This is a genomic window from Daejeonella sp. (assembly GCF_044342615.1).
In the GTDB taxonomy this organism is placed as follows: Bacteria; Bacteroidota; Bacteroidia; order Sphingobacteriales; family Sphingobacteriaceae; genus Daejeonella.
Genome location: NZ_JBIIPN010000083.1, coordinates 1 through 11,776 on the forward strand (window position 1 = coordinate 1; position 11,776 = coordinate 11,776).

At 35.5% G+C, this 11,776-nt stretch carries 14 protein-coding genes; 7 read left to right on the forward strand and 7 right to left on the reverse strand.

Translation table 11 applies throughout. From position 1 onward, the window contains the following. A partial coding sequence (locus tag ACIQ0D_RS08290) for a pyridoxal phosphate-dependent aminotransferase (RefSeq protein ID WP_395804571.1) occupies positions 1 to 1,069 on the forward strand: 1,069 nt, incomplete at its 5' end. Between the two features lie 57 nt (positions 1,070 to 1,126). Next, positions 1,127 to 2,113, forward strand: coding sequence for a bifunctional heptose 7-phosphate kinase/heptose 1-phosphate adenyltransferase (locus tag ACIQ0D_RS08295; protein ID WP_395804573.1), 987 nt, complete (start codon positions 1,127 to 1,129; stop codon positions 2,111 to 2,113). A 580-nt stretch (positions 2,114 to 2,693) separates the two neighbouring features. Here the strand turns inward: ACIQ0D_RS08295 and ACIQ0D_RS08300 are convergent. Beyond that, positions 2,694 to 3,941 carry an ABC transporter permease gene (locus ACIQ0D_RS08300; RefSeq protein WP_395804575.1) on the reverse strand — a complete coding sequence of 416 codons (1,248 nt, stop codon included), beginning with the start codon at positions 3,939 to 3,941 and terminating at the stop codon, positions 2,694 to 2,696. 153 nt (positions 3,942 to 4,094) lie between these two features. Between ACIQ0D_RS08300 and queA the strand changes: the two genes are divergently transcribed. Both queA and ACIQ0D_RS08310 read left to right on the forward strand, forming a co-directional pair. Next, entirely contained in the window at positions 4,095 to 5,144 is a 1,050-nt protein-coding gene (gene queA / locus ACIQ0D_RS08305) for a tRNA preQ1(34) S-adenosylmethionine ribosyltransferase-isomerase QueA (protein ID WP_395804577.1), read from the forward strand. A gap of 65 nt (positions 5,145 to 5,209) precedes the next feature. Then, the gene (locus ACIQ0D_RS08310; RefSeq protein ID WP_395804579.1) at positions 5,210 to 5,902 is read left to right on the forward strand and encodes a 2-C-methyl-D-erythritol 4-phosphate cytidylyltransferase; all 693 of its coding nucleotides are present in this window, start codon (positions 5,210 to 5,212) and stop codon (positions 5,900 to 5,902) included. A 21-nt stretch (positions 5,903 to 5,923) separates the two neighbouring features. On the opposite strand, the gene ACIQ0D_RS08315 is transcribed toward ACIQ0D_RS08310, so the two are convergent. From ACIQ0D_RS08315 to ACIQ0D_RS08340, 6 genes are all read right to left on the reverse strand, one after another. Further along, a complete protein-coding gene (locus ACIQ0D_RS08315; RefSeq protein WP_291399470.1) occupies positions 5,924 to 6,079 on the reverse strand; it encodes a lmo0937 family membrane protein in 156 nt (51 codons plus the stop codon). Between the two features lie 118 nt (positions 6,080 to 6,197). After that, the gene (locus ACIQ0D_RS08320) at positions 6,198 to 6,419 is read right to left on the reverse strand and encodes a DUF2795 domain-containing protein (protein WP_002996718.1); all 222 of its coding nucleotides are present in this window, start codon (positions 6,417 to 6,419) and stop codon (positions 6,198 to 6,200) included. 83 nt (positions 6,420 to 6,502) lie between these two features. Further along, the gene (locus ACIQ0D_RS08325) at positions 6,503 to 7,051 is read right to left on the reverse strand and encodes a cob(I)yrinic acid a,c-diamide adenosyltransferase (RefSeq protein ID WP_395804584.1); all 549 of its coding nucleotides are present in this window, start codon (positions 7,049 to 7,051) and stop codon (positions 6,503 to 6,505) included. Positions 7,052 to 7,250: 199 nt separating this feature from the next. Continuing rightward, positions 7,251 to 8,012: an ABC transporter ATP-binding protein gene (locus tag ACIQ0D_RS08330; RefSeq protein WP_395804586.1), complete on the reverse strand. Its 762-nt coding sequence runs from the start codon at positions 8,010 to 8,012 to the stop codon at positions 7,251 to 7,253. 53 nt (positions 8,013 to 8,065) lie between these two features. After that, positions 8,066 to 8,359 carry an Asp-tRNA(Asn)/Glu-tRNA(Gln) amidotransferase subunit GatC gene (gatC, locus tag ACIQ0D_RS08335; protein ID WP_395804588.1) on the reverse strand — a complete coding sequence of 98 codons (294 nt, stop codon included), beginning with the start codon at positions 8,357 to 8,359 and terminating at the stop codon, positions 8,066 to 8,068. Positions 8,360 to 8,398: 39 nt separating this feature from the next. Further along, a complete protein-coding gene (locus tag ACIQ0D_RS08340) occupies positions 8,399 to 9,025 on the reverse strand; it encodes a lysophospholipid acyltransferase family protein (protein ID WP_395804590.1) in 627 nt (208 codons plus the stop codon). A 218-nt stretch (positions 9,026 to 9,243) separates the two neighbouring features. Between ACIQ0D_RS08340 and trpS the strand changes: the two genes are divergently transcribed. The 3 genes from trpS to kdsB all read left to right on the forward strand — a co-directional run bounded on the left by trpS (position 9,244) and on the right by kdsB (position 11,682). Continuing rightward, a complete protein-coding gene (gene trpS / locus ACIQ0D_RS08345) occupies positions 9,244 to 10,239 on the forward strand; it encodes a tryptophan--tRNA ligase (protein ID WP_395804592.1) in 996 nt (331 codons plus the stop codon). 69 nt (positions 10,240 to 10,308) lie between these two features. Continuing rightward, positions 10,309 to 10,923 carry a deoxynucleoside kinase gene (locus ACIQ0D_RS08350; RefSeq protein WP_291399476.1) on the forward strand — a complete coding sequence of 205 codons (615 nt, stop codon included), beginning with the start codon at positions 10,309 to 10,311 and terminating at the stop codon, positions 10,921 to 10,923. A 21-nt stretch (positions 10,924 to 10,944) separates the two neighbouring features. Further along, a complete protein-coding gene (kdsB, locus tag ACIQ0D_RS08355) occupies positions 10,945 to 11,682 on the forward strand; it encodes a 3-deoxy-manno-octulosonate cytidylyltransferase (protein ID WP_395804594.1) in 738 nt (245 codons plus the stop codon). Positions 11,683 to 11,776 lie beyond the last annotated feature (94 nt).

An 11,776-nucleotide genomic window follows, 5' to 3' on the forward strand; every position in this document is an offset into this window, starting at 1 on the left:
TTTCACACCCGACTTCGTGAAAGAAGCAGCCAAACAGGCTATTGATCAAAATTTTTCTTATTACACTCCCGTTCCGGGCTATCCTGAATTGCGCAAAGCAATTGCAGCAAAGCTTAAACGTGAGAATGGTTTGGATTATGATTTTGACCAGATTGTTGTTTCTACTGGAGCTAAACAATCTTTAGCTAATGCAATACTTAGTCTCGTAAACCCTGGAGAGGAGGTAATTATACCTACTCCATATTGGGTATCCTATTCTGAGTTAGTAAAACTTGCTGAAGGTGAGTCTGTTCTTATTAACACTAATTTAGAAAGTGATTTTAAAATTACTGCTGAGGAGCTTGAGGCTGCAATTACACCAAAAACAAAGCTATTCTTGTTTTCGTCACCTAATAACCCTACCGGAAGTGTTTATACCCGTGAGGAATTAGCTTCATTAGTTAAGGTTTTCGAAAAGCATCCAGATATTTATATTATTTCTGATGAGATATATGAGCATATTAACTTTTTAAGTGACCATGAATCAATTGCTCAATTTCCTTCTGTAAAAGATAGAGTAATCATAATCAACGGATTATCAAAGGCTTATGCCATGACAGGATGGCGTATTGGTTATTCAGCAAGTAGTAAAGCTATTGCTGCTGCATGTGATAAACTTCAGAGTCAGATAACTTCCGGGACTTGTTCAATTACCCAAAAAGCTGGTATTGCGGCTTATGAGGGCGGCTTAGAGACTATTCATGAAATGAAAGCTGTTTTTAAAGAACGTAGAGATCTTGTATTTGGATTATTGAAAGAAATCCCAGGCTTGAAGGTTAATTTACCGGCTGGCGCATTTTATTTCTTCCCTGAAATTAGCTCATTTTTTGGAAAAACTACTCCAGATGGTGAATTGATTAAAAATGCAGAAGACCTTTCATTATACCTGTTAAATACGGGACATGTGGCTACAGTAAGTGGCGATTCTTTTGGTGATCCTAATTCAATCAGACTTTCATATGCCGCGGCAAATGTGAAATTGGTTGAAGCCATGAAACGTATCAAAAATGCTCTTGGAGCTTTAAAATAATATTTTTTCAAATAGCGGGCTAATAACCCGCTTCTTAAACTCTAATTCTACAGCTAAATGAATAACATCTTTGAAAAGTTCAATTCCTTAAATGTGTTGATTATTGGGGATGTTATGATCGATAGCTATATCTGGGGTAAAGTAGATCGTATTTCTCCCGAAGCCCCTGTTCCTGTTGTACGTGTTACTAAAAAGGAAGACCGATTAGGAGGTGCTGCAAATGTGGCATTAAACATCCAATCGCTTGGTGCAACTCCTTTAATATGTGCCGTTGTTGGCGATGATTATGATGGCGAAAACTTCCTTTCCCTATTAAAAAGTCAAGGATTGTCTGATCAAGGAATACTGAAAATCGGGACAAGACCAACAACCGTAAAAACAAGAATTATCGCTCATAATCAACAGATTGTACGTGTAGATGCCGAAACGGAAAGTAATTTAAATGAATCGGATTCAGCTTTGGTATTCGAAAAAATCAAGCAAATTATCTCTGGTCATAAAATCGATGCAATCATTTTTGAAGATTATGATAAAGGACTTATCACCGAAAACCTGATTAGTCAAACGGTTAATCTTGCTCAATCTAAAGGCATAATCACTGTCATTGATCCCAAAAAACGAAATTTTAATTCTTACAAAGGCGTAGATTTATTCAAACCAAATCTAAAAGAACTAAAGGAAGGTTTAAAAATAGATCTTGATCCTAAAAATATTGAGCAGGTAAAAAAAGCGGTTGAGGACTTAAAAACACTTCTAGGAGCAAAATCAGTCATGTTAACCCTTTCAGAAAATGGAGTTTACATTAGCTCTGAAAAAGAAAATAAGCACATTCTAGCTCACAAGCGCGATATCGCCGATGTTTCAGGCGCTGGAGACACTGTTATCGCAACTGCAGCTCTTTGCCTTGCTGCAGGCCTAGATGAGCTTAAAACAGCTGAAATAGCCAACTTAGCTGGCGGACTAGTATGCGAACATGTTGGCGTAGTGCCGATTGATAAGGGAAAGTTGATGAGGGAAGCGGGGAAATTAGGTGGTTTTTGGTAGTTGGTTAGTAGTTGGTTAGTTAGTTAGGCTAGCGTCATCTTTTACCGGTGGCTGAGGTTCTAGAAGCCTGTTCTTAGGGTAGGAAAAATTTATCAGTTAGCCGTTATCAGTTATCAGGCTATCGACATCTGAAATGTTTTGTGCTAGTTAAAGATTTTTTGAACTTACTCTTTGCACCTTATTCCTTGTTCTAATTTTTGGTTAGACTAGCGTCATCTTTTACCGGTGACTTTGGTTCTCGAAGCCAAGTTCTTCAGGGTAGGAAAAAATTTATCAGTATTGAGGCTGGCGACCTAAAAAAGAGGCATATCAGTTAAATCCCACAGAATTTCATTGAACTTAATTTCACAGTTTAAAAGTGATGAAAACATCAACTAATGTATTGATTGGTGAGAACACAAAAACAAAGAGAATTATTTGATACCCTTTCTGCGCCTTTGCGAGAAATTCAAATCTGCGCTAATCCGCGCAATCTGCAGGAGCCCCCTCTCCGCCTGGCTTCGAGAACCCGGCTTCGAGAACCTCAGCCACCGGCAAACCGATAATCCCTCTCCGCCCAGCCTGACAACAGACAACTGATTTACTTACTCCTAATCGCCTCCACAGGATCAAGCCTTGATGCATTAAATGCAGGAATAAAACCAGAAACGAGTCCGATTACCGTAGAAAGCACAATTGTTAAGACAACCTTACTCATATCAACAACAATGGTAAGATCAAAGAAAGTTTTCGAAATAAAAGCCAAGCCAAACACAATAAGTAAACCAATAAATCCACCCATAAGGCATAAAAGCACTGATTCGATCAAGAATTGGAGCATGATGAAGTAATTTTTAGCGCCCAAAGATTTTTGGATTCCAATAATATTGGTACGCTCTTTCACAGAAACAAACATGATATTTGCAATTCCGAAGCCGCCCACTAAAATGGAGAAACCACCAATAAAGGCACCAGCAAAATCAATAATTCCAAAAAGTTGGTCGAGTTGAGCAGTCAGGACTGTTGTTTTATTTAAGGAGAAATCATCATCATCTTTCGGACTAAGTCTATGAATGGATCGCATTGTTCCTTTCAATTCACTTTCAAGCTCTTCAACAGATATATTTTCCCTGCCTTTAATCGTAATTTGCGGTCCGTAGCGTTCATCCTCCACCTTGATCACACCTTTTGCGAAGTTTAGCGGAATTAAAACTGTTTTATCCGCGGAAACGCCTAACATATCCTCCCCTTCTTCCGTAAAAACCCCGATAATTGTAGTTTTTCGGCCCAAAACTGTAATTACCTTCCCTATCGGATCTTCATTTGGAAACAAACCATCGGCAATAGAATAACCTATAATTGCAATTGGTCTGCCACTCTTTGATTCACTTTCCGTAAAATATCGCCCCCCTTGAAAATCAAATTTCCAAACTTTATAATAGTCATGAGATGCTGCTCTAATTTCTGCACCTTCAATACTGTTATTTCTATATTTTATAGTTCTATTGCCAATTCCAACTTCAAATGATATACCTTCTGCAGTTTGTAATCGTTCTGTAAGTTTATTATAGTCGCGCAAGGAAGGTTGCGGTCTGCTGATATATTTCCACCACGGAAAATCTGGTCCGCCAACCCAAGGCCATTTCTGAATATAAATGGTATTACTACCCAATTTCTCAACACTACTTTGAATATTATTACGCAGAGTGTCAACGGCAGAAAAAACGCCTACAATGGTCATTATTCCGATTGTTATTCCTAATAAGGACAATAATGTTCTAAGTTTATTTTGCCTAAGAGCTTCGAAGGCAAACAAAAAACTCTCTTTTAATAGTTTGAGAAATATCATATACGAGATTAGACCAAATTTACAGAAAAACGTTACAGGTCGCTATAAGAATTACGAATATAATTAAAATTTACTAAATTTCTATCATTATTGATTAAACAAATGTGGTTTTAATTTGCTAAATTTGCGCCCTGAAATCCATTAAAAATAATTATGAAATTATCTCAGTTCAAATTTGATTTACCTGAATCATTAATAGCCCACAATCCTGTTGAAAACCGCGATGAGGCACGTTTAATGGTTCTGGACAAGAAAACCGGAGCAATTGAACATAAAATATTCAAGGATATTTTAGGCTATTTTGATGAAAAGGATGTGATGATTTTAAACAACACCAAGGTTTTCCCTGCCCGTTTATATGGAAATAAGGAAAAAACTGGTGCTACAATTGAAGTTTTTTTACTTCGTGAACTTAACCGTGAACTTCGTCTTTGGGATGTACTTGTAGATCCTGCAAGAAAGATCAGAGTAGGCAATAAATTATACTTCGGGGATGATGACCTTCTAGTTGCTGAGGTGGTAGATAATACTACTTCTCGTGGAAGAACTATCCGTTTCCTTTTTGATGGAACAGATGAAGAATTTCGTAGAAATATTGAAATCCTAGGAGAAACTCCACTCCCAAAATATATCAAGCGCAAAGCAACTGCTGAAGATAAAGAGCGATATCAAACCATTTTCGCGAAATACGAAGGTGCTGTTGCTGCTCCTACTGCAGGTTTACACTTTAGTCGCGAATTAATGAAACGCCTCGAATTAAAAGGTGTTGAATTTGCGGAGGTTACTTTACACGTAGGACTTGGAACATTCAGAACTGTTGAGGTTGAGGATTTAACCAAACATAAAATGGATTCTGAGCAGTTTATCATTGAGCAAAAAGACGCAGATATTGTAAACAAAGCGATTGCTGAAAAAAGAAGAGTCTGTGCTGTTGGTACAACTTCCATGAGATCTATTGAATCGGCTGTATCTGCAAATAAAGAATTGAAAGCTGCAAACGATTGGACAAGTAAGTTTATCTTTCCTCCATACGATTTCAGCATTGCAAACAGCATGGTAACTAACTTCCACACTCCAGAATCAACTTTATTGATGATGGTAGCTGCATTTGGTGGTTATGAGCATGTAATGAATGCCTATGAAGTAGCTGTAAAAGAGAAATATCGTTTCTACAGCTATGGAGATGCCATGCTGATCATATAATTGCTTAGGTGGTAAAGAATGTGAATTCCAATCCACCAACGCTTAATAATATCTGATTTTTAGCTTTGAAATACTACGGAATTATAGTTGGTGGAGGCTCCGGAAGCAGAATGCAATCGGAAATACCCAAACAATTTATGCTTTTGAATGGCAAGCCCGTTTTAATGCATACCATTGAAGCTTTCTACCATTCAGACCTAAAACCAGAAATTATTCTTGTCCTAAACATAGATTTTCACACTTTTTGGGAAGATCTTTGCTTAAAACACAATTTCACCATTCCTCATAAATTAGTTAAAGGCGGATTACAACGCTTTCATTCTGTTAAAAACGGAATAAATTGTGTCAAAGAAAAAGCAATCATCGCAATTCATGATGCAGTGAGACCATTAGCAAGTAATGACCTAATTACACGTTCATTTTTAGCAGCAGAAGAATTAGGAAATGCAGTGGCAGCTATTAAATCCAAGGATTCTGTGAGGCAACAAAATGACAACAGGAGCCAATCATTAAATAGAGATGAAATCTATTTAGTACAAACACCACAAACATTCAAATCAGAAATTCTTAACAAGGCTTATAATCAGGATTTTAGAAACGAATTTACTGATGATGCCTCAGTTGTAGAGCGCATAGGAATCTCAATAAATATCATTGAAGGTGAAAGTAAAAATATAAAAATCACCTTCCCTGAAGATATTCAGCTTGCCGAATTCTACTTAAATCAAAAAAAAATAATCGTACCAGTCCGAATTTGACAAATACGATTATTTAAATCATTAAACAGTCCCGCCACGAATTACACGAAGTAGTATTGCAATAACAGCAATTACCAGCAAGATATGAATTAATCCTCCGCCAAATGGGGTAATAAAGAAGCCAAAAATCCAGGCTATAATCAAAATAACTGCGATTAAATAAAGTAAATTTCCCATAATTCATTTTTAAGTTTAACTATTAAATAATAACACTAAACTTTTAAAAATGTTTAAAAGGACTCCTGAAATCGATTTAAATGGGACAAAAAAAACCCTGCTAGTGCAGGGTTAAATCTTAATATTCGTCTTCATTAAAGAAGAAATCATCCTTTGTGGGATAATCCGGCCAAATTTCTTCTATATTCTCATATGGCTCACCATCATCCTCCAATGCTTGCAGGTTTTCGATAACTTCCACTGGTGCCCCAGAACGAATTGCATAGTCAATAAGTTCATCTTTGGTAGCCGGCCATGGCGCATCTTCTAAATGAGATGCTAATTCTAATGTCCAATACATATTTCTTAGAATTTGGTTTATACTATTTTTTGCAAAAGTATAATAAATTAAATAACAAAATTAATTATTTTTCAACACCTGACTTATACGCGTGGAAACCACTGATTTTCAGGTACATTTCTATCAAAACACAACTTTCTAGCAAGAACAAATAGATAGTCGCTTAGTCTATTTAAATAAACTACTACCTTTTCGTCTACAAAACTTTCCGACTTTAAGTGAACGATGATACGTTCTGCTCTTCTGCAAACACATCTAGAAACATGGCAGAATGAAACTACCGGACTCCCACCAGGCAATATAAAGTGCTTTAATTCAGGCAGTACCAAATTCATCTCATCAATTTGATTCTCAAGAAATGTAATATCCGAAAGATGAAGATCTGGAATTTTCATTTTCGATTTCTCAGGATCAGAAGCAAGTGCAGCACCAATGGTAAATAACCTATCTTGTACCTCCTTTAGAACATCCTTCTGAGAAATATCAATATCATGGTCACGTATCATACCGATATATGAATTAAGCTCATCAACAGTGCCATAGCTTTCAATCCTAAGATCATATTTTGGAACACGTGTCCCACCAATTAGTGAGGTTAAGCCCTCATCTCCAGTTTTGGTATAGATTTTCATTTCTTTTTAATCGTTAGATTTCTAGGTAAAGCAGAATTCATTTTTAACAATTGCGATATTAAGAATTATTAAGCAGAATATTAGGATTGTGGAAATGTTAATACCCTTATTTTGACATTTATAAAACATAAATTGGGTGTAAACCAAAATAAAAATCAGAATAGATAAAAATTAAGAATACAATTCAAGTAAAATACAATTATTGAATTTTCTCAAAATCAGAATCTTTGGATTTCATATCAGCCAAACGTGGAGAAACGGTTTTTACATTCTCATTGAGATAATCGTTTTCGATTAATCCATCACGCATTCTAACAATCCTATGGGCATGTTGAGCGATATCCTCCTCATGTGTGACAAGAATAATGGTATTTCCTTTAGAATGAATCTCTTCCAAGAGTCCCATAATCTCTACCGATGTTTTAGTATCTAGATTACCTGTCGGCTCATCGGCAAGAATAATCGAGGGATTGTTTACAAGGGCTCTAGCAACAGCTACACGTTGACGTTGACCTCCAGAGAGTTCATTTGGCTTATGATCAACCCTGTTCCCTAAACCAACATTTTCTAGTGTTTTTTGAGCACGCTCTTCACGCTCCTTACGACCAACACCGGCATAAACTAATGGTAGAGCAACATTTTCGAGAGATGAAGATCTAGGAAGAAGATTAAATGTTTGGAATACAAAACCAATTTCTTTATTTCTAATTTCGGCAAGCTCACTGTCGGTCATTTCACTAACCTGATTACCGTTTAAGATATAAACACCCTTTGATGGTGTATCTAAACAACCTAGAATATTCATTAGGGTGGATTTACCAGAACCTGAAGGACCCATAAGAGCAACAAACTCACCCTTATTTATAGTTAAAGAAACCGATTTTAAAGCATGAATAGTTTCTGCTCCAATTACGTATTTCCTACCAATGTCTGTTAAAGTGATTAGGGAATCTTGTGCCATTTTTTTATTTTTTAGACTATCGGTATATGTATTTTGTTACAATATTTTTAAAATTAGGCTTTATTAATGACCTTGGCTACCCTGAAAAATTTTCCATCTGCCTTGGGAGCATTTCTTAAGGCCATTTCTGTACTAATCTCTTGTTTTACTTCATCTTCACGTAGTACATTAACTTCATCGTTCATATAAACTAAAGGCTCTATTCCCTGAGTATCCACTTCATTTAGCTTGTCCATGAAGGTCAGAATTTTATTCATATCGTCTAAAAGACCTTGTTTTTCATTCTCTTGAACTTCCAATCTGGCCAGATGAGCGATTTTATCGATTGTTTCCGAATTTACTTTCATAATTGAATAAAAATCATTATATTAAACGAAGAGACATTTTTATTGAATCTTCTTCTGATAAGAATCTAGTTGATTATAAATAATATCATAAACCTTATTTTTCAGCTCATCAGCATCATCAGTAGTTAAACTTGCAGTATCGATGGGCGCATGAACACAAATATCGCAAATTCCGGGACGAGTACCGTATCGTTTACCATCATCCCACATTAAATTCCAATTATTGCAAATGGTAACTGGTAAAATTTGGACTCCCTGCTCAATAGCTAGCCTAAAGGGACCGTTTTTAAATGGCTGCAAGACTGGCGGATAATGCTCACTAATCATTCCCTCAGGGAAAATTACAACAGTTTTACCATCCTTTAGCTTCTCTTCAGCCTTTTTAAATGCCCTAAAAGCAGATATTTTACTCTCTCGATTTACGGGAATATCAATAGTTCGAAAGTAAATTCCAGTCACAAAGTTATCGAGTAATTCTTCTTTTCCAAAGAACACATAATTTCGTTTTGCTAAAAGAATGATGGCCGTAATATCCAAATTAGAGGTATGATTGGCACAAATGATGTATGTTTTCGACCAATCAAGCTTTTCCTCAAAGGTATAACTAAATAAAAAACCAGAAAAAAGAGAGCTTAAATAACTAAATATCCAACGCATCCTATTCATGGCATGAAATTTTACAGGATGACGAGAAAAGTAATAAATTACAGGATAAAGGCTCGTAAAAAATAGGCCAAGCCAAATCTGAAAATAATAAAGATGGACGCTCTTAAAAAGTCTTTTCATCATGTCAAAAATACGAAATTCTGTGAAGCTTTTTAATTATAGCTTCAATAGTATAACAATGAGATTCTGTTACAGAAAAATTCCTTACTTTCGCGGATATGGAAACTGTTGTAAGTGGTATTCGCAGTACCGGTAAACTGCATTTAGGGAATTTCTATGGCGCTGTAAAAAACTTTGTACAGATGCAAAATGAGTTTAACTGCTATTTTTTTATAGCGGATTTTCACTCATTAACCACACACCCTACCCCTGAAGATCTTCATGGTAATGTGAAGCAAGTATTAATTGAATATCTCGCTGCCGGAATTGACCCTGAAAAAGCTACTATTTATGTCCAGTCGGATGTGCCTGAAATAGCTGAATTATACCTTTATCTCAATATGAATGCCTACCTAGGTGAGCTTGAAAGAAGCACTTCATTTAAGGATAAAGTTCGTGCACATCCCGATAATGTGAATGCAGGATTATTAACTTATCCTGTATTAATGGCTGCTGATATTTTAATCCATAAGGCTACTAAAGTCCCAGTGGGTAAAGACCAAGAGCAACATTTAGAAATGGCTAGAACATTTGGCAATAGATTTAACAGACTTTATAATAACGAATACTTCCCTGAACCATTTGCATTTAATTTCACCGAAAAATTAGTTAAAGTACCAGGTTTAGATGGAAAAGGAAAAATGGGAAAATCAGAAGGTGAAGGAAATGCTGTTTACCTTTCGGATGAACCAGAAATTATCCGTAAAAAGGTAATGAGAGCGGTTAGCGATAGCGGCCCAACAGAAGAAAACCAAGCAAAACCAGAATCAATTCAAAATCTTTTTGATTTGATGAAGATTGTATCACCGTTGAGTACTTATGAGCACTTCGATAATCTTTACAATACATGTGAAATTAGATACGGAGATTTCAAGAAGCAATTGGCAGAAGATATGATTATTGCTACAGCACCTATGCGCGAACGCATTAATGAAATTGCAAAAGATGAGACATATTTAAGGCAGGTAGCCCGTTTTGGTGCAATTAAAGCACGTGAAAGTGCCTCAAAAACAATTAGAGAAGTTCGTGAAATTATTGGATTTAAAAATTTTTAAATCGTTTGATCATAACAATTTTTAATAAAAACATTTATAGCTTTAAAGGCTAATATATAAGGAAACATCATGCACATTGCCATAGTTGGAAATATCGGGGCTGGGAAAACTACCCTTACAGAATTGCTTTCGAAGCATCTGGGTTATGAAGCACAGTTTGAAGCTGTTGACAATAACCCTTATCTTGAAGATTTTTATAGCGATATGAAAAGATGGAGCTTCAATTTGCAGATTTACTTCTTAAATAGTCGTTTTCAGCAGATTTTAGAACTTCAAAATACCGATAGAAAGATAATCCAAGATAGAACCATCTATGAGGATGCTTATATTTTTGCCGAAAACCTACACGATATGGGTTTAATGTCTTCTAGAGATTATGAAAATTATTGTTCAATTTTTGAGAACATTACCTCATTTATCAAACCACCCGATTTATTGATATATTTAAAAGCTTCAGTCCCAACTTTAGTAAATAATATTCAAAGACGTGGCAGAGAGTATGAGGCTGGAATTCGTATTGATTACCTTTCTAAGCTTAATGAAAAGTATAAAAAATGGATCGATTCTTATACAAAAGGTAAATTATTAGTTTTAGATAAGGATAAACTTGATTTTGCCAATAAACCAGAGGATCTAGGTTTTGTAATTAATAGCATTGAACGAGAAATCAACGGATTATTTTAATAGCAATTAATTCTTTGGCAAATGAAGACCCTCGGAATTATTCCAGCACGATTTCAATCTAGCCGCTTTCCTGGCAAACCATTAATTGATATTGCCGGAAAAAGCATGATTCAACGTGTTTATGAGCAATGCCAAAAATCTACCAAACTTGATAAAGTGATTGTTGCTACAGATGATCAGCGAATCATGGATCATTTGCAAAGCTTTGGTGCTGATGGTATTATGACCGATTCAAATCATATTAGTGGAACAGATCGTTGCGGTGAAGTGGCATCAAAATATCCAGAATTTGAAATTCTAATTAATATTCAAGGTGATGAGCCTATGATTGATCCCTCTCAAATCGATCTTCTTTGCTCCTGCTTCGATAAATCAGAAACTCAAATAGCTACTCTGGTTAAAATAATCGATTCAGCTGAAGAGCTTTTTAATGAAAACACTCCAAAAGTGATTCTTAACAAGAAACAAGAAGCCCTTTATTTTAGTCGCCAAACAATACCCTTTCTAAGAGGAAAACAAAGTAATTCTTGGCTTAAAGAGCATACTTTTTATAAGCATATTGGGATTTATGGTTTTACAAATAAAAGTCTCTCTGAAATCATTAAACTGCCCCAATCGAACTTAGAATTAGCCGAAAGTTTGGAACAATTACGCTGGATTGAAAACGGCTATTCCATACAATGTGCCATAACAGATAAAGAAAGTCAGGCAATTGATACCCCCGCTGATTTAAAAAAATTATTAAATATTCTTAATTAAATAATTTAGCCTCTTTTGTTAAAATAATATTCGGTTATATTTCATAAATTGGATTTATAAATTTTAAGAAAATGAAATATATTCTTGTTTTTAT